Annotated in this window: 15 protein-coding genes; 7 read left to right on the top strand and 8 right to left on the bottom strand. The window is 72.1% G+C overall.

The window, feature by feature from the left end:
* Positions 1-5: 5 nt before the first annotated feature.
* From WMF29_RS07135 to WMF29_RS07170, 8 genes are all read right to left on the bottom strand, one after another.
* Complete coding sequence (locus tag WMF29_RS07135) at positions 6-647, bottom strand: tetratricopeptide repeat protein (RefSeq protein ID WP_272101019.1); 642 nt, start codon at positions 645-647, stop codon at positions 6-8.
* Positions 644-2905 carry an urea transporter gene (locus WMF29_RS07140; RefSeq protein WP_437328118.1) on the bottom strand — a complete coding sequence of 754 codons (2262 nt, stop codon included), beginning with the start codon at positions 2903-2905 and terminating at the stop codon, positions 644-646. Before WMF29_RS07140 ends, WMF29_RS07135 begins: the two co-directional genes overlap by 4 nt.
* The gene (locus WMF29_RS07145; RefSeq protein WP_437328119.1) at positions 2893-4236 is read right to left on the bottom strand and encodes a diaminopimelate decarboxylase; all 1344 of its coding nucleotides are present in this window, start codon (positions 4234-4236) and stop codon (positions 2893-2895) included. Before WMF29_RS07145 ends, WMF29_RS07140 begins: the two co-directional genes overlap by 13 nt.
* On the bottom strand, positions 4233-5300 hold the full coding sequence (locus WMF29_RS07150; RefSeq protein WP_272101022.1) for an ATP-grasp domain-containing protein: 1068 nt from the start codon (positions 5298-5300) through the stop codon (positions 4233-4235). The genes WMF29_RS07145 and WMF29_RS07150 overlap by 4 nt, the downstream gene beginning before the upstream one ends.
* Complete coding sequence (locus WMF29_RS07155; RefSeq protein WP_437328120.1) at positions 5297-5566, bottom strand: PqqD family protein; 270 nt, start codon at positions 5564-5566, stop codon at positions 5297-5299. Before WMF29_RS07155 ends, WMF29_RS07150 begins: the two co-directional genes overlap by 4 nt.
* Before the next feature lie 283 nt (positions 5567-5849).
* The gene (locus WMF29_RS07160; protein WP_437328121.1) at positions 5850-6845 is read right to left on the bottom strand and encodes a tetratricopeptide repeat protein; all 996 of its coding nucleotides are present in this window, start codon (positions 6843-6845) and stop codon (positions 5850-5852) included.
* A complete protein-coding gene (locus WMF29_RS07165; RefSeq protein ID WP_437328122.1) occupies positions 6842-7459 on the bottom strand; it encodes an RNA polymerase sigma factor in 618 nt (205 codons plus the stop codon). Before WMF29_RS07165 ends, WMF29_RS07160 begins: the two co-directional genes overlap by 4 nt.
* A gap of 125 nt (positions 7460-7584) precedes the next feature.
* Complete coding sequence (locus tag WMF29_RS07170) at positions 7585-8958, bottom strand: hypothetical protein (RefSeq protein ID WP_437328123.1); 1374 nt, start codon at positions 8956-8958, stop codon at positions 7585-7587.
* Positions 8959-9170: 212 nt separating this feature from the next.
* On the opposite strand from WMF29_RS07170, the gene WMF29_RS07175 reads away from it, so the two are divergent.
* The 7 genes from WMF29_RS07175 (at position 9171) to WMF29_RS07205 (ending at position 17483) form a co-directional block, all read left to right on the top strand.
* Positions 9171-10382: a DNA polymerase IV gene (locus WMF29_RS07175; RefSeq protein ID WP_437328124.1), complete on the top strand. Its 1212-nt coding sequence runs from the start codon at positions 9171-9173 to the stop codon at positions 10380-10382.
* A gap of 29 nt (positions 10383-10411) precedes the next feature.
* The gene (locus tag WMF29_RS07180) at positions 10412-11665 is read left to right on the top strand and encodes an outer membrane protein assembly factor BamB family protein (protein WP_437328125.1); all 1254 of its coding nucleotides are present in this window, start codon (positions 10412-10414) and stop codon (positions 11663-11665) included.
* Between the two features lie 45 nt (positions 11666-11710).
* Entirely contained in the window at positions 11711-12913 is a 1203-nt protein-coding gene (locus WMF29_RS07185) for an MFS transporter (protein WP_437328126.1), read from the top strand.
* 10 nt (positions 12914-12923) lie between these two features.
* Positions 12924-13394: a hypothetical protein gene (locus WMF29_RS07190; protein WP_272101033.1), complete on the top strand. Its 471-nt coding sequence runs from the start codon at positions 12924-12926 to the stop codon at positions 13392-13394.
* A gap of 382 nt (positions 13395-13776) precedes the next feature.
* Complete coding sequence (locus WMF29_RS07195; protein ID WP_437328127.1) at positions 13777-14961, top strand: hypothetical protein; 1185 nt, start codon at positions 13777-13779, stop codon at positions 14959-14961.
* 609 nt (positions 14962-15570) lie between these two features.
* Positions 15571-16749, top strand: a complete 1179-nt coding sequence (locus WMF29_RS07200) for a hypothetical protein (RefSeq protein WP_437328128.1) — start codon at positions 15571-15573, stop codon at positions 16747-16749.
* Positions 16750-16955: 206 nt separating this feature from the next.
* Entirely contained in the window at positions 16956-17483 is a 528-nt protein-coding gene (locus WMF29_RS07205) for a hypothetical protein (protein WP_437328129.1), read from the top strand.
* The last annotated feature ends 125 nt before the right edge of the window (positions 17484-17608 follow it).

Genomic DNA, 17608 nt, shown 5'->3' on the forward strand with positions numbered 1-17608 from the left:
AACCGTCAGTTCGAGACGCCCGCCGCGCGCAGCCCGTCCCGGGCCAGCGCGTGCTTGGGCGCGATGTCGAGGACCCGCCGGAGCTCCCGCGCGGCGTCGCCGCCCTTGCCCATCTTGAGCAGCGACCAGCCGAGGCCCGAGCGCACCTCGACGTCGCTCGGGTACATCTCCGCGAGCCGGCCGTAGATCGTCGCCGCCTCCGGGTAGCGCGCCAGGTTGTACAGGGCGAACGCGAGCCGCAGGCTCGCGAGGTAGTTCGCGGGGTCGAGCTGCAGCGCCTTCCGCGCGGTCGCCTCCACGTCGGCCCACCGGCGCAGCGCCATCTGCGGGAGCAGCGCGCCGACGCGCGACTCGACCGATCTCGGCTCTAGCGCGCTCGCCCTGCCGTACGCGTCGACGGCCTCTTTGTTGCGCCCGAGCTTGTGATAGAGCCAGCCGCGGCGGAGCTCCGCCACATAGCCATCCTTCTGCGGCGCAGGGAGGCGATCGAGCGCGGCGAGCGCGTCCTGCACCTTCCCGGCGGCCTCGGCGTCATAGGACAGCTGGAACAGGTCCGCCGGCCTCCCCTCCGCCTCGGCGGCCCCGGAAGGGACGCCGCTCAGGGCACAACCGACAAGCATCACGAAGAACCATCGACTCGCTCTCATGACGTCTCCTCGCCGAATGACACGGTGAATTTCCTGTCGGCGTCCTGGACCCGCTCCGCCACCCGCGTGCGGCCCTGCGCCGTGATCTCGACCCTGAGCGGCCCTCTGCCCCTCGTGAGCTCCGCCCGCGTCCGCACGAGCGGCTCGCCGCGGCGATCGCGCCGCCGCGACTCGCCGAGCACCACGAGGAGGTCGCCCTCGCGGCGCATCCCGAGGTCCATCTCGATCCCGTCGCCTGGCAGGAAGGGGGCGACGAAGTCGGCGAGCGCCCGGAGCGCGACCGCGCGGAACCGCCGCGCCGGCAGCGTGTCCGCCCAGCGGAGCGAGGCGCTGCCCTCGAGCGGCACCCGCGGGAGCGCCGCGCGCAGCAGGTGAACGACCGACGCGTCGTCGCCCACCGCGTCGAAGCTCGTGAACAGGTCGTCGCTCCTGCCGTAGAAGAGCGACGCGGCGCGGTCCTCCGAGCGGATCAGGAGCCGCCCGTAGACGTCCACGTCGCACGTGACGCGCTCGACGTGCGCGCCGACGCGGTACGCCCAGGTGTCGGCGCAGGTGAAGCCGAAGTACGCGGACACGTCCTCGTCGGCCTCGATGGAGCGCACGGCGTCGCCCTCCCGCGGCTCCAGGCTCGGCCAGAGCCGCGCCTCCTCGCCGACCGTGACCACATCGCTGAACCTGCATGGGAGCGTCGGCGCGCCGAGCTTGTGGGTCGACTGGAGCTGGAAGTGCAGGTGCGGCTCGGGGGATCGACCCGAGCTGCCGGCGAGCCCGAGGACGTCGCCCCGCTTCACCCATTGCCCCTCCACGACCTTGAGCGTCCCGCGCGCGAGGTGCGCGACCATGGAGTAGACGCCGGGCGCGTGGGCCACGATGACGTGGTTGCCCCAGTTCTGCTCGAGGTTCATCGCGCCGACGTCGCTGTCGGGCACGCTCGACTCGACCTTCACCACCGTGCCGTCGGCGGCCGCGACCACGGGCAGCCGGTGGCAGTGGAAGTCCTGCGGCGCGCTCCCGGCGCCGCGGAAGGCCCGGCCATCGGCGTCCATCACCTGGAAATCGAAGGCATAGCGCCATTGCTCCTTGTGCGTGAACGCGCCGTCGACCGCCTGCGTGCACGTCCACGTGCCGCGGAACGGGAGCCGGAAGCTCACCCCGTGCGGCGACCGCTGGAAGCGCGCGCGCCGCGTGCGGCAGTACGCGAGGTTCTGCTCGGGCGTGCCCGGGAGGAAATCCACGGCCTTGGGCCGCTCGTCGCGCGCGCGCCGCCGCATCGCGAGGAGGACGGCGACGACGGTGACGTTGAACGGCAAGATCAGCGGCGCCGCGCCGAGCCGCGCGAGCGGCGCCATCGCGCCGGCGGTGACGAGCGCGGCGGCGACGGCGCCGGACAGGCCGAGCGCGAACGAGGACGCCGAGGGGACGAACCAGACGCCGCCCAGCCCGACCGCCGTGAGGACGGCGTTGTAGCCGAGCACGTCGAGCGCGCCGTCAGGGAGCGAGAGCCATCGCGAGGCGAGCCCGAGCACCGCCGCGAACGCGAGCGCGGCGAGGAGCGCGGCGATCCGGCTGTGGACGAGGAGCGCGGCGAGCACCAGCGCGCCCGCGTCGGCGCGGGGCAGGAAGAAGAGGCCGCCGAGGCACCGCGTGAACAGCGCGATGGGCGCGGGCAGGCCCTCGATCGCGGGCGGGCCTTGCCCGTGCGCCGCGAGCGTGAGCCCGGAGAACGCCGAGGTGCTCAGCGTCAGGTGGAAGACGACGACGAACGGCAGCGAGAGCACCGGCAGGCCGGCGGCGCCGCCGGAACCAGGACCGGAGAGGGAGCGCAGCGCGGCCGTGACCACCACGCACGCGGCGGCGCCGAGCAGCGCGACGGCGACAGCGGGGCCGTCCGCGGTGAACGACTGCGCCACGCCGAGGCCGACGAGGAGCGCGTTGTACGCGTATGACCCGTCCCTCACGGCGTCCTTCTCGAGGTCGAGGAGGAGCGCGGCCCCGTTCGCCGCGCACGCCGCGATGACGCCGAACACGAAGGCGCGAGGCACGGTGGCGGTCGCGAGCAGCACGAGCAGCCCCACGGCCGGCGAGCGCGAGAACAGGATGTGCGCGTAGACCCGGAGGAGCGACTCCCCCATCTCGACGACGCCGCTCCTCGCGAGCAGCGAGCTCACGGCCGCCGCGACCCGACGGCGCCGGGCCGTCCAGGTCGCGTGCGCCGCGCCGCTCGCGCCTGTCGTCGCCGCGGGGATCACCTGAGCCATGCCGGCACGTCCTCGACGGCGCGGAAATCGTCGAGCGTCTCCGCGCGGCGGATGCAGGAGGCGCCTCCCTCGCCCACCATCACCACCGCCGGACGGAGGGTGATGAACTGGTGCCACTGCGTCACGTTGTAGGCGCCCACGTTGCGGAACACGAGCCGATCTCCCGGGGAGGACGCCGGGAACTGCATGGTGTCGCGCACCACGTCGATGTTCATGCACAGCGGGCCGAACATCACGGTGGGCTCCTGCATGGCGCTGAACTCCTGCGCCGGGACGACATCGTGTTTGTACCAGAACGAGGTGAAGAGCAGGTTGACGCCCGCGTCGAGGACGAGGCCGCTGCGCCCGTCGGGGAGGCGCTTCTTGGCCTCGACCGTCGCGATCAGGTACCCCGCGTCGTCAACGAGCGCGCGGCCCGTCTCGAGGACGAGCGTCGGGAGCTCGCGCGCGGGACAATCGAGCTCGCCGAGGCCGTCGCAGATCGCCTCGGCGTAGCGCTCGAACGACGGAGACGCCTGCTCGCCGAGGAGGTACTGCGCCTTCAGCGTGTTCTTCGAGGCGAAGCCGCCGCCGAGGTCGAGGAACGAGAGCCGGATCCCGTGCGCGGCGCGTATCTCGTTGGCGAGGCGCGCCAGCTTGGACGCCGCCTTGCCGTAGGCGCCCGGGTCGAGGATGAACGTGCCGATATGGCAGTGCAGCCCGGTGAGCTCCATGCGATCTCCGCTCACGAGGCGGCTCACCGCCTCCCTGGCCTGGCCGGACTCGAGGTTCAGGCCGAACCGGCTCCACGGCGCGAGTCCCTCGATGTTCATGTTGACCCGAATGGCCACCTTCGGGCGCGCCTTGACCCGCTCGGCGACCCGCTCGATGCGCGCGAGCTCGTCGAGGTTGTCGATGTGGATGATGGAGCCGCCGGAGACCGCGCGCGCGAGCGCCGCGTCGGGCTTGTAGGGGCCGTTCCAGTGGATCCGCTCGGCCGGGACGCCCGCGAGGATCGCCTTGTCGTACTCGAAGGGCGAGACGACCTCGGCCCAGGCGCCTTCGCGGTGGAACGTGCGGCAGATCGCCTCGAGGTAGTTCGTCTTGTACGACCAGGCGATCCGCACCTTGGCCCAGCGGCGCGCGAACGCGCCATGGAGCTCGCGGTAGCGGTTCACGAGCGTCCGCTGCGAGAACACGAAGAGCGGTGATCCGTGCTCGGCGACGAGATCGGCGATGGCGACTCCGTCGATGTGGGTGAGGGGCCGCACGCCCTGGAGGCGGCCGAACTTGTTCATCGCCCCCATCTGGTGCCGGACGATGCTGGGCGATTCGTAGACCGGGCTGTTCACGAGAGGCCTCCTGAACGGACGAGCTCGCCCGTCGTCACCATGCTCTGGAAGTCGCTGATCCGCGCGACCTGATCGATCGAGATGCGGACGAACATCGCGCCGACCTCGTAGCCGCGGAGCGGCTCGATCGGCGCGCCCGCGGCGAGATCGACCACGGCGCGAGGCAGGTTCATCCCCGCCGCCACGCTCAGGTACACCCACGCCGGGAATCGCGGGTTGACCTCGATGAGGTGATAGCGCCCGTGCGCGTCGCGCATCACCTCGACCTCGAAGGGGCCGCGCCACCTCGTCGCCTCCGCGAAGGCCTGCGCGATGCCGACGAGCTCGGGGTCGCGCACGGTGATCCCGGCCCATCCCTTTCCCTTGTCGGTGAGGAGCATCTTCTTCATCGGCACGGCGCCGACGAGCCCGCCTTCCCCGTCGCCGACCGCCACGACATCGAGCTCCTCCCCGGTCACGTGCTCCTGGACGAGGACCGGGAGGCCCCACTGGGCAATCACCTTGTAATAGGCCGACACCGCCTCATCGAAGGTCGTCGCCAGCGTCGCGCCGTAGAACACGCCCTTCACGTGGAAGGGGTAGGGCACCCGCTCGTGGATGCGGAGGAGCTCGTCGGCGTCCGAGAGGGCCGCCGTGCGCGGGACCCGGATGCCGGCGCGGGCGCCGAGCGCGGCGAGGCTCGCCTTCGAGCGGAGATCGAGCTGCTCGCGCGTGGGCAAGCAGGTGCCGATCCCCATCGCGTGGAGCCGCGGCGCGATGTCGATGAACGAGGGCAGCTCGGCGTCGAGCGTCGGGATGATCACGTCGAGCCCGACCCGGCGGTGGACGTACTCGAGGCGGGACACGAACGCTTCCAGGCCCTGCGATGGATAGGGGATCATGAACACGTCGCTCACGATGTCGCCGGCGTACGCGCCGGGATCGAGCGCGTCGTACGCGAGGCCGACGATGCGGAGCGAGGCGTCGCCGCCCGCGCGGAGCGCCCGGATGACGCCCACGCCGGGCGCGGGGTTGTCGGTCGCGTTGAGGCCGGTGACGGCGATGGTTCGGGGCCTCGTCTTCACTGGGCTCCCTCCGGCTCGGCGGAGATGAGGCCGTGTTGCCGGAGGAGCTCCACGAACTCGCCGACGTCGCGCGCCGGGTCGCCGCCGCGGATATCGAAGCGCTCGCGGAGCCGGGCGGCGACCTCCTCGCGCGAGAGCCCCTCTTTCATGGCGTTGAGGGCGCACAGGCCGGTGGGATTGACGGTGAACGTCGCGCCGGACGCCGGATCGAACACGAATCCGGTGTCGCTGAGTGCAAGCTCTTTCAATCGCAGGATCGCGCTCACGCGAGCCTCCTCGTTGTTTAAGGATGTTGGGGGCGCCGGCCGTGAAATTTTTCGGAAAATTCACAGGGAGGCGGGGAGACGGGGAGGAGAGATTGAAAATACTCCCTGTCTCCCCGCCTCCCTGTTCAACTTTTCGCTGAAAAGCGCCACGAAATGAGGGGATTCCTCAGTATCAGAGCGGGGCGCTTCAGGCGCGGCTGCCTGCCCTCCTTGTGCCCGCCGGGGGCGGGATCGGGTCAATGAATTTGACGGCGCCTCGCGAGGAGGATCAACGCTCCATCAATCAATGCTCGGCCGCGCCCTCGGCGCGGGCGCGCAGCCGGGCCGCGTAGACGCTGTCGCCGTGGCGTGAGAGGAAGTCGTCGATCGCGGCCCGCTCGTCGCTCTCGCGCCCGAGCTGGCGCAGGGCCTCGATGCGGCCGTAGCGCGCCTCGACGCCGAGCCCGCCGCGCCCGGACGCGAGGTAACGCTCGAAATAGCCGAGGGCCGTGGCGGGATCCCCGCCCGAGAGCGAGAGCCGGCCGAGCGATACGAGCGCGACGCGCGCCTCCGGGCTGCCCGGATGGCGCGCGAGCAGCGCGAGGTACGCGGCCGACGCATCGGCGTCGCGGCCGGCGGCGAGCGCCAGCTGGGCGTCGCGCAGCAGCTCGTCGGCGCTCGGACCGGGGCGCGCCTCGCCGCGGTGACCCTCGCGCGCTGTCCCCGCCCTCGGAGCGGCCGCCGCGCCGGCGGCCTCCACCACGCCCGCGTCGGGCGGCGCCTGCGGCGCGGGCGCCGTGGCGGCGGGCTGGATGTCGAGGGAGCGCGGCGGCGGCTCGAGCCCGGCGCTGGCCTGCGCGGGCGCCACGTCTGGCGCGCGCGGGGGCGACGGCGCCACGTCGCGGCGGCTCATGAGCTCGGCCGCGAGCGCGGCCAAGATCGTCGCCGCGAGCGCGACGCCGGCGAAGGTGCCCGCGATCCCGCGCCGCACGATCGCGCGCCGCCTGGGGCGCTCCTCTGGCGCAGGGACGCGCTGCGCCCCGGCCTCGTCGGCGATCTGCGCGAGGATCCGCGCGGCCAGGGCGTCGTCGTCCACGGGGCCGGGAGCCCCGCCGCGCCGCGCGCCGAGCCGGCCGAGGTCGGCCCAGAGCGCGGCTTCGTCGGCGAGCTCCGGGTGCGCCTCCTCGTAGCGACGGCGGAACGCGGCGTCCTCGGGCCCGATCGGCGTCCCGCGACCTTCGGCTGCGACGATCGCGATCCAGCGCTCCTCGTCCGAGGCATGGGCCATGGTGGTCTTCACGGCGATCTTCTCCGGCCGACGGCGATGTCCTGCCGGACCCGCTTTCGCAGGGCGGCGATCCCGAGGCGCAGGCGGCTGCGCACGGTGTCCGGGCTGACGTCGGTCATCTCGGCGATCTCATCGACGGTGTGTTCGAGCGCGTGGTGCAGGATCAGCGCCTCGCGCTGGGCTTCGGGCAGCTCCCCCAGGTAGTCGCGCACGTGACGCGGGAGCGCTTCCTGGGCGCTCCCTCTCGACGACGCCGGGACCTCCTCGGCGTCCGACAGGTCGCCTGCGATGGGGGCGTCGCGCCGCCGCAAGGCGCGGAGGTACCGCAGCACGGTCCGCACGGCGATGCGCCGCGCCCAGCCTTCGATGGCGGCCTCGCCGCGGTACGCGGGCGCGGCCCTCAGGATGGCGAGCGTCGCCAGCTGCGCGGCGTCGTCCGCGTCGGCCGAGCGCCGCAGGAACGCCTGCGCGACCTGCCGGACGCCCGGGAGGAGCCGGGCCACGAGCCACGCCTGGGCCGCGGGATCACCCGCCCCGGCGCGGCGGGTCCGCTCGAGATCGATGGAGGAGACGAGGGGACCTTCGGCCTGGTGAGCGCGCGACCCCTCCGTCAAGCGCACACTCATGAGGAGAGCCTGTCCATCCACGACCACGGTGACCCTGTGCCTCCCGCGGGCACGATCGAGTCATTTTTATATGGTGGCCCGGAGCGACGGTGGCCCGGCGCGGCGAGAGCGCGCCGCGCCCGCCGTCACCGCCCCGCGACCGTACGAGGCGGGGCGCTCCGCCTGGCCGGCCCGAGCTCGAGGCCGATCCCGCCGAGGAAGCGCACGGGAGCGGGCTGAAGATCGGCGACCTGCGGCGCGGGGGTCGAGAGCCGGTTCAGCGGCACGTCGAGGCTCGTCCAGAGGGCGATGCGGAGCTCATCGGAGAGCCGGAGGCTCAGCCCCGTCGTGGGCGCGACGCTGAGCAGCAGGTCGGTCACCCGCTTGTCGGACGTCAGAGGCGGTCCTTCTGGCGAGGACGCTCGCGGCGGACCCGGCGATCTCCAGAGCGCGCGCGGTGCTCGCCACGCGCCGCTCCGCGAGACGACGTCGAAGGTGGCCCGGCCGCCGAGATGGAAGGCCCAGCGCCCGCTCCCGATGTCGAAGCGGTGGCCCCCGCTCGCGAAGAGCGGCGTCCGATCGAGATCCAGATCGAAACCCGCGCGCTCCACCTGGAGGTGCTGTGTGTCCATCCAGTCGTAGCCGGCGCCGACGTATGAATCGGGCGTGGGCGTCCACGACAGCGAGAGCGAGACGGCGCTCTGCCAGGGGACGTGCGCTCCGAACGTGCCGCCCGCATAGCCGGCCGAGAGGAACCACCGCCGCCACCACGCGGCGTCAGCGCGCTCGAGCATCGAGGGCGGCGGCGCGGGGAGCTCGTCCGGCGCCGCCGCGGACGGCGTCGGCGGCGGCGCCTGCGCGGGCGGTCGAGACGGAGGGGCCGCGGGCGGCGCGGGCGCGTCCTGCGGCGCGGACGGCGTCGGCGGGGGCGCGGCCTGCGCGGCGCCGCCGACCTCGAGGCTCGCCATCCCGGCCCCGGTGATGGGCCCCTCCAGCACCTCCGCCGCCGCCGAGCCCGCGACGTTCGCGAGCGCCTCGACGGCCGCGGACGTCCGCCCGGGAGGCGCAGGGAACCGCCGCGAGTACACGCGCTCTCCGCCGCGCGGGAAGAGATAGAGGGCGAGCTCGTTGCCCGGGCCTGCCTCGATCCACAGCGCGCCCTGCGCGGACCATTGCTCCACGAGCGCGCGCGCCGCCGCCACGCGCTCGCCGACATCGAGCGCGGGCGCCGGCGCGCGCCGCACCACGTGGAGCCCGACGCCCGAGGGCCGGACGTGCGCCGCGACGAGCGCAGCGGCGTGCGCCTCGAGCGGCGAGCCCGGGCGCCCGGCGACGATCAGCACGAGCGCGCGCTGCGCAGCGGGCGCCTCGCCCGCGCCGGCGCGCTCCGGGGCGCGCGGCTCGTCCGCCGCGGCCGCGCTCGACGCCAGCGCGAGCGACGCCGCCGCGAGCAGCGCGGTCGCCTTGCGCCGGCGCGCGGCGCAACGGGGGCAGTTCGGTCGTGCGGCGCTCGACGTCATGACTCACGATCCGCGACGCGGTCCAACGTGTCCGGCTGACGAAGGAAGAAGTAGAGTCGACCCGTAGCAGCAAACGAGCGACGACGCTACCGCGCAGCACGGCGCCGCCGCGGCGTTCAGCCTTCGCGTTCACGTTCAGCCTTCACCGCTTCACCGCTCCACCGCTTCACCGCGGCGCGCGGGCGGCGAGGCGGTACAGAAGAGCACCACCGATGCGACAGATCCTCCACATCGACATGGACGCGTTCTTCGCGTCGGTCGAGCAGCTCGACGACCCGTCGCTGCGAGGCCGCCCCGTCCTGGTGGGCGGCGCCTCCCGGCGGGGCGTCGTCGCGGCAGCGTCGTACGAGGCGCGCGCCTCGGGCGCCCGCTCGGCGATGCCGATGGTCGAGGCGCTCCGCCGCTGCCCGCAGGCGATCGTGGTGCCGGTGCGGCACGCCCGCTACGCCGAGGTGAGCGCGCAGGTGTTCGCGATCTTCCGCCGCTTCACGCCGCTCGTGGAGGGGCTGTCGCTCGACGAGGCGTTCCTCGACGTGACCGCGAGCCGCGCGCTCTTCGGCGACGGCGAGGCGATCGCGGCGCAGATCAAGCGCGCGATCCGCGACGAGACCGGGCTCACGGCCTCCGCCGGCGTCGCGTCCTGCAAGTTCGCCGCGAAGATCGCGAGCGATCTGCGGAAGCCCGACGGCCTCGTCGTGGTCCCCGGCGACGTCGCCGCCTTCCTCGCGCCGCTGCCGCTCGAGCGCATGTGGGGCGTGGGCCCGCGCGCGGCCGAGCGGCTCCGCGCGGCGGGGCTCGCGACCATCGGCGATCTCGCGCGCTGCCCCGCGCCGCGCCTCCACGAGCTGCTCGGCCCCGCGTGGGGCGAGCACGTCCGGCTGCTCGCCGCGGGCATCGACGAGCGCGCGGTCGTCCCGGGCCGCGCGGCGGAGTCGATCGGCGCGGAGGAGACCGTGGAGGAGGACCTCCGGGGCAGGGAGCCCATCGAGCGCTGGCTGCTCGATCTGTCGGGCCGCGTGGCGCGGCGCCTGCTCAAGGCGGGCCTGTCCTGCCGCGCGGTGGTGGTGAAGCTCAAGTACTCGGACTTCACGCTGCGGACGCGCCAGGCGAGGCTGTCCGAGCCGGTCAGCGACACGGATTCGATCTACACCTGCGCGAAGGGGCTGCTCTCGCGCTTCGATCTCTCGCGGCCGGTGCGGCTCGTCGGCGTCGCTGCCGGCGACCTGACGAGCCAGACCGCCGGCCCGACGCTGAGCCTGTTCCCGGTCGCCTCGGAGCGCCGTCGGCGCCTCGAGGGCGTCGTCGCGGAGGTGGCCGAGCGCTTCGGCGGGAAAGGGCTCACCCGCGCGGCCCTGCTGGAACCCCCGCCCTCGGGCCGCGCGACGCCGCGCGCGGCCACGGGCGAGCGCGAGAAGAAGAAATAGACGGTCTCGAGCTCGTGTAGAGTGGGACGATGGCACGGATCGTCGATACCAGGTGCCCGCGCTGCGGCGCCCCGCTGCCGATTCAGGCGGGGATGGATGCAGTCACCTGTCAGTACTGCGGCGCGCGGTCGCTCGTCGATCGCGGCAGGAAGCCGACCACCGCGCCGATCCCGCAAGGCATGCACGTCGTCCGGGTCGCCCCGCCGTCCAGCAACGCCGCGGGGGTCATCGTGCTGTCGGTCGTCGTGGCCATGGTCGTGGTCGGCGCGGCCGCCGGCGCCTTCGTGATGAACGCGTCGGGGCCGTCCAGGGGTGGGTCGACGCCGCTCCTCGGCGTCGTACCGAAAACGTACTTCAGCGATCGGCCCATGCTCGCCGACGTGAACGGCGACGGCGCGCCGGACGTGATCGGCAAGAGCAACATTCCCGGCGGCGAGGAGTGGATCGCGGCCTACGACGGGCGCGACGGGAAGCCGATCTGGAAGACGGCGGCGCTCACCAAGGACGCGGCCAACCACGAGGCACGGCGCGCGATCGTCTTCGATCGGATGATCTCGATCGACGCGCTGGGCAAGGTGCAGGCCCATGATCTGCGCACCGGGACGCCGTCGTGGTCGGCGTTGCTCGGCGAGAAGGCGAGGCGGCTGTGCCAGGGCGACGGCGTGATCGTCGTCGAGACGGTCGACGACGCGAAGCACGGGCTCGAGCCGGCGACCGGGAAGCGGCGCGAGCTGGCGAAGGACGCGGCCTGCAAGACGGTTCCGAGCTCGATCCAGGAAGAGGCGCCCGGCTATCGGTTCGCCCGCTGGCACGAGTTCGACGAGTTCGGGCTGCCCGGGTCGCATGAAGTCGAGGGCATGTCGGTGAGCGGCGCGATCATCCCGAGCGGGCCCGGACCGCGGTTCCTGCTCGGCGGCCGCAGCAAGGGCAGCCAGGTCGGCATGGTGGCCGCGGTGGACAAGAAGAAGGTCCTCTGGAAGACGGTGGTGCCCGGCGTCGACCCGCTGACCACGCGGGCCACGGGGGTGGAGGCGGGGGCCTATGAAGGCGGGTTCCTGGTCGTCCCTTATGACATGAAGGATCACAAAGACGGCACGCGCCTCGCCTGCTTCGAGGCGGCCACGGGCAAGCGGCTGTGGGACGTGCAGGTTCACAAGAAGTCGCAGGTCTCGTCCGGGATCTCGATCTCGGCGAACGACGTCTTCTTCGCCAGCTGGACGGCGCTTTACGTGTTCTCGCTGAAGACGGGGCAACTCAGGTACATGATCGGAACCGAGTTCTAGGCGTCCGGCGCGCCCGCGGCAGCGCGAGCTCCACGACTCCACGCCATGTCGTCCGTCCGGCAGAACCCCTGGCGCATCTGCGTCTACCACGGCGTTCAATCGCTGATGTTCCCGTCGGCCATCTTCCCGCTGTTCTGGACGCAGGACATCGGCATGAGCGTGGCCACGATGATGGCCGTGCAGGGCGCGTTCAGCCTGAGCATCGCGCTCTTCGAGTTCCCGTCCGGCTACGTCGCCGATCGCCTGGGCCACCGCCGCGCGCTCGTGATCGCCTCCTTTTGCATCCTGGCCGGCTGGGTCCTCTATGTGCTCGCGCGCGGGCTCTGGTCGGTGCTGCTCGCCGAGCTCGTGCTCGGCGTCGGGTTCTCCCTTGTCTCGGGGGCGGACTCCGCGCTCCTCTTCGACTCGCTGCGCGAGCAGGGCAAAGAGCACGAGTTCGCCCGCTGGTACGGCCGCATGCGCTCGATCGCGCAGATCGCCTCGGGGAGCGCCGCGCTCGCCGCGGGCTTCCTTTACGCGCGCTGGTCCCGCCTGCCGTTCGCGATGGAGGCCGCGGCCTGGGCGCTCGCGGCGGGGATCGCCCTCCGGTTCGGCGAGACCCGCCGCGCCGAGCCGAAGGTCGAGGACCACCTGGGCCGCATGCGCGCGATCGTGCGCGACGCGCTGCTCGAGCGCGCCGACTTCCGCGCGGTGCTGCTGCTCGGCGTCGTGCTCGCGCTCGCGTCGTACCTGCCGACCTGGCTCATGGCGCTGTACGCGACCGAGGCCGGCGCCCCGGTCGCGTGGATAGGCCCCATGTGGGCCGTCGCGAGCTTCACCACCGCGCTCGGCTCGATGCTGAGCGAGCGCGCCGGCCGCCGCCTCGGCATGACGGGGACGCTGCTCGCGTGCGTCGTCCTGGTGGTGGCCGGGTACCTCGGCCTCGCGCTCTCGCGCCACGTGCTCGGAGTCGCGTTCTATTTCCTGCTCACGCTCATGCGCGGGCTGCACATGCCGCTGCTCCACCACGAGGAGCAGCGCCTCGCGCCCGACGGCGATCGCGCGAGCTGCGTCTCGCTCCGCAGCTTCCTCTTCCGCCTCGCCTTCGTGCTGCTCGGACCCGTCGTCGGGATGGGCGTCGATCGCTATGGGCACCGTCCGGTGCTGTGGGCCTCGGGCGCGCTCCTCGTCGCGCTGACGAGCGCGGCGTTCGGCCTGTTCGTCGCGCGCGCGGCGGGACGTGATGAGGCGCGGGCGCCGGAGTGCTAGGGCGCCTGTCATGAAGAAGATCGCGAGGGAGGAAGAGGTGGACCGGCTCGTCGAGCTCGTGGGCGCCGGGTCCTGGGATGCCCTCCACGGGATCCTGGAGCGGCAGTTCGCGGTCCTCCACAACCGGGCCCAGGTGCTCATCGGCCTCTGCGGTATCGTCATCACCACGACCGGCTTCTCGGGCCGCCTCATCGCCGGCACCAGCCCCCACGCGCAGGGGCTGATCATCGCCGGCGTGGCGATCGTCCTGCTCTCCGCGACCCTGATCGTCTGGGGGGTGCAGCACATTCGCTGGCTCACCCAGCAACCGGGCGACGATCTGCGCGGCTGGCTCTTGGCCTCGCTCGCCTACCGCGATCGCAAGACCACGATCTACCGTGTCGCCATCGCGTTCCTCCTGGTCGGCCTCTCGTTTTATGTGGTCGCCATTGCCATGATGCTACTCCACCCCACCGCCGCCCCGTCGTCGGGCGGGCGCTGAGCCCGGCGCCCCGACGGCCGATGGCGCCGCGCTGCGGGCACCGCGCGCATCGCGCGCCGCCGTCGCCTCGACATCGCACCATGGCCGAGCAGCCAAGGGCGCTCAGCCGCTGCGCCGAGGGGCGCCCGCGCTGCGGACGCGACTTCGCAGGTGGCATGATGTGGCTTCTCCGCGCGCATTGGAGCCGGCGATCGGTGATCGCGTAATGCACTAAACTGTAACGACGGATCCACACGTCCGTGTTGTTGAGAAGTTGCTCTGTCCAGGATAGTCTCGCCTCGTGCGGTTTGGCTCGGAGGAGCTCGGGAGCGGTCGGAGCCGCTGAAGGCGAACGGCGGCATCAGCCGCGGGGCCTCGCGGGATGGATCTAGGAGGGGCTAGGATGAGAACAGTTCGTTCTACGGCGGGGTGTGGGTTGCTGGTTGGCGCGTTCGCCGTGATGGGTTGCACGGACAACCCCGCGATCCAGGACGGCACGGGCGGGGGCTTCCCCTTCCCCCCGAGCACGTCGACGGTCTGGACGGGCGCGGCCAGCAGCTCGAGCAGCGCATCGACTGCCGGTGATGGCGGCGCAGGTAGTGGTGCCACCGGCAGCGGTGTGGGTGGAGGCGTGGTTGATCCGGGCGATGGCTGCCCTGGCTGCGCGCGGCTCTCCGTGCCGCTCACGAGGGCGGGGCAGGCCACGCAGTTCATGATCTTCTTCCACGACAAGGTCGACCTGACCGGCGCGACCGTCACGTTCCGCGTGAGGACCCGTGCCGGCACGAGCGGCGGTCTGCAGCCGTTCGTGCAGAACGGGGGTGAGCTCGGCTATGCGAACATCGGCTACTCGTGGAACCCGCTTGCCGAGCTGGGACAGTGGAAGGAAATCAAGATCGATGTCGATGCGCTGGCTCCGACAAATGGAAGCTTCAAAAGCACCGTGGTGGAGATGATCGGGGTTCAGGTCACGGCGGGCAACACGGGGCCCTGGGCCAATCCGACCGTTGTCGATGTCGACTACGTCACGGTCACGAGACCCGGCACAGGCGAAGGGGCTCCGAGCAGCCAGCGCTTCTTCTTTGGCCGTAGAGGGGAGCGCGGCGATGGCGGCGCCGGGGGCGATGGCGGCGCCTGGGGCGATGGCGGCGCCGGGGGTATGGGCGGCGCCGGAGGCGCGGGCGGCACCAGCGGCGATGGCGGCGCGGGGGGTATGAGCGGCGCCGGGGGCGCGGGCGGCGAAGGCGGCGGCAGCGTGAGCAGCAGCAGCGTGAGCAGCAGCAGCAGCGCGAGCAGCAGCAGCAGCGCGAGCAGCAGCAGCAGCAGCAGCAGCAGCAGCAGCAGCAGCAGCGCGAGCAGCAGCAGCAGTTCGAGCAGCAGCAGCAGTTCGAGCAGCAGCAGCTCGAGCGGCGGAGGCGGCGGAGGCGGCGAAGGCGGCGAAGGCGGCGGAGGCGGCGAAGGCGGCGGCTCCAGCGTCGATGTGATTCATGTGATGGGTCCGTACGAGTTCACGACGAGCGAGGAGCCGATGGTGGTCAACGATTACCAGCCCGTGGAAGGCTCGACGGTGACCCACGTCGCCAAGTGACCCTGGCTATCCCGTGGCGTCCGCTGTTCCCCGTCAGGGAGGTCCACGAGATGTGTTGAAGCATCAATCTGCGCTGATCTGACGACGATTCCGGGCGCGACGGCGAGGGGCTCGGCACGCTCGACGCGCCGAGCGCGCTGCCGCGTCCGGAGGTGCCTCGAATGAACGAGGTGCGCTGTCGGTGGCGTCGTCGCGGCGACGACGATCGCTGATGAAGCGATTGGCATGAGAGAGCGCTGATTTGCGCTCTCGGGATGCCGCGCTGTGCTCGGGCTCGACTCCGCAGGTGGTCTCATGTGGCTGCCGCGCCCCGCTTTGCTCGACTCCGTAGGTGGTCGTATGTGGCCGCTGCGCCGCGCTCGGGCTCGACTCCGTAGGTGGTCTCATGTGGCTGCCACGCTTGCAGCGTCGCCAGCGTCGATGAACGACAAACGCGTCGAGGCCCGGTGACGGATTCTCCCGTCCGGGCTGTTGAGAAAGTCTTCTGTCCAGGATAACGTCGCGATGTACGGGGCTGGCTCGGAAGAGCTCCAGTGCTGTAGGAGCCGCGGTGGCGAACGGCGACATTTGCCGCGCGGCCTCGCGGGGGTCTATCCAGGAGGGGTCCGAATGAGATCGGTACTTTCTTTTGCTGCGTACGGGTTGCTGGTCGGCGCGTTCGCCCTGACGGGTTGCGGTGACGACGAGTCCACTGGCAGCGGCGGCGCTGGCGGGACGGGCGGCGGGAGCTCATCCAACTCCAGCACGTCGTCGAACTCGACCAGCTCGGGCTCTGACGGCGGTGGCGGCTCGGGTGATGGCGGCTCGAACGCGGATGGCGGCGGCGGTTCGGGCGGCAGCGGCTCGAGCGACGGCGGCGGCGGTTCGGGCGATGGCGGCAGCAGCCCAGGTGTCGGCGGCGGTAGCTCGGGTGAAGGCGGCGGCAGCTCGGGTGAAGGCGGCGGCAGCTCGGTCCCGGAGGAGCATTGCTCCGGTTGCGCGCGGCTGTCCGTTCCGTTCACGACCGCGAATACGGCGACGCAGTTCTTCATCGAGTTCGCCTCGCCGGTCGATCTGACGGGGAGCACGGTCACGTTCCGCGTGAGATCCCACGCCGGCACCAACGGCGGCGTGCAACCGTTCGTGCAAAACGGGGCGGACCTGTTCTATGCGAACATCGGCTATTCGTGGAATCCGATCGCCGGGCTGGCAGACTGGCATGAGATCACGGTGGATGTCGACGCCTTGGCCCCGGCTCGTCCCAACTTCAACCGCACGCGGGTGAAGTTGATCGGACTCCAGATCACGGCGGGCGGCACCGGGCCCTGGACCAACCCGACCGTCATCTACGTCGACTCCATCACCGTAACGAAACCCGGCAGCTCGAGCGCCGCGCGGCGCGCCGGAGGCCCGAGCAGCGAGCGCGGCGAGGGGGAGGGCGGCGCCGGCGGTGCGGGCGGCGCCGGCGGGTGGAGCGGCGATGGTGGCGCTGGCGGCGAGAGCGGCGTGGGCGGCGCCGGTGGAACGAGCGGTGACGTCGGCGCCGGCGGTGAGAGCGGCGTGGGCGGCGCTGGTGGAACGAGCGGCGTGGGCGGCGCTGGTGGCGAAGGCGCCACGACCGGTGTCGGCGGCGCGGGCGGCGAAGGCGGCTCGGCCGGTGTCGGCGGCGCGGGCGGCGAAGGCGGCGGCTCCGGTGGAGAGGTGATCCACGTGGTGGGTCCGTTCGAGTTCACGACCGGTGCGGAGCCGATGGTGGTCGGCAACTACATGCCGGTGGCCGGCTCGTTGCTGACCCACATCGCCGAGTGATCCCGGGCCAGCCGGGGAGCGCGCTGCACCTCGCGCAGCGAAACGCGCAAGGCGCGCCAGAACATCGAACAGCCTGATCTCGTGACAACTCCAGCCGAGGGAGCGGGCATCCGGCCCACGTCACGGCTCACCGAGGCGAGCAAGCCGGCGATCCTGGCGCTGCTTGTGGGATGTCGGCGGATCATGCTATAGCCCGCATGGTGTGGGTGGTCCTCCTGGGTGCGCTCCTCTTCGCGAGCGCGTGCGACAGCACCGTCATCGTTCCCGAAGACGGCCATGGCGCGAGCGATGGCGGCGGCGGCGGAGGAACGTCAGCACCAGGCGCCGGAAGCAGCGACACCAGCAGCTCGTCGTCATCAGCCGTCTGGACGGTGTCGCCGGATCGGACCTACAGCCACATCGATTGCGGCGACGAGCTCGCCAACCCGACGCTCTTCGTGGAGATCTGGCCGGACGGCTCCGGCTGTCTGGCCCCGGCGAGCATCGAGGACGATGTGCTCGTGTTCGGGATCGTGAGGTGGGACGGGCAACCGGGAACGTTCACGCTCGGTGTCGAGACGCCGCACGGGGTGGCGCAGGCCGGCAGGGGCTTGCAGCCCGATCCCATCACCGGCACGCTCACGGTCGAGCCGTACGTCGGTGCGCCTTCGGCGATCGCGTGGGATCTATCCGTGGGCGCTGGCCGCACCGACCTGTCCATCTGCGGCCACTTCGACGGCTTCCCGTGCCGGTGAGCCTCACTCGCCTGTGACGCGGACGCGGCGGCGCTCTGGCGCACCTCTGCCTTCTTGCTCGCCCGAAGACGAACGGACCACGGGCAGCATGTCGGACCTCGCCTGGGGTCGTTTCTGTGTCGACT

Source organism: Sorangium sp. So ce381, from assembly GCF_051473845.1.
Lineage (GTDB): Bacteria > Myxococcota_A > Polyangia > Polyangiales > Polyangiaceae > Sorangium > Sorangium atrum.

Coding starts and splice junctions, on each gene's coding strand:
- WMF29_RS07135 (WP_272101019.1), bottom strand. CDS start 647: ATGAGAGCGAGTCGATGGTTCTTCGTGATGCTTGTCGGTTGTGCCCTG.
- WMF29_RS07140 (WP_437328118.1), bottom strand. CDS start 2,905: ATGGCTCAGGTGATCCCCGCGGCGACGACAGGCGCGAGCGGCGCGGCG.
- WMF29_RS07165 (WP_437328122.1), bottom strand. CDS start 7,459: ATGAGTGTGCGCTTGACGGAGGGGTCGCGCGCTCACCAGGCCGAAGGT.
- WMF29_RS07170 (WP_437328123.1), bottom strand. CDS start 8,958: ATGACGTCGAGCGCCGCACGACCGAACTGCCCCCGTTGCGCCGCGCGC.
- WMF29_RS07175 (WP_437328124.1), top strand. CDS start 9,171: ATGCGACAGATCCTCCACATCGACATGGACGCGTTCTTCGCGTCGGTC.
- WMF29_RS07180 (WP_437328125.1), top strand. CDS start 10,412: ATGGCACGGATCGTCGATACCAGGTGCCCGCGCTGCGGCGCCCCGCTG.
- WMF29_RS07185 (WP_437328126.1), top strand. CDS start 11,711: ATGTCGTCCGTCCGGCAGAACCCCTGGCGCATCTGCGTCTACCACGGC.
- WMF29_RS07190 (WP_272101033.1), top strand. CDS start 12,924: ATGAAGAAGATCGCGAGGGAGGAAGAGGTGGACCGGCTCGTCGAGCTC.
- WMF29_RS07195 (WP_437328127.1), top strand. CDS start 13,777: ATGAGAACAGTTCGTTCTACGGCGGGGTGTGGGTTGCTGGTTGGCGCG.
- WMF29_RS07200 (WP_437328128.1), top strand. CDS start 15,571: ATGAGATCGGTACTTTCTTTTGCTGCGTACGGGTTGCTGGTCGGCGCG.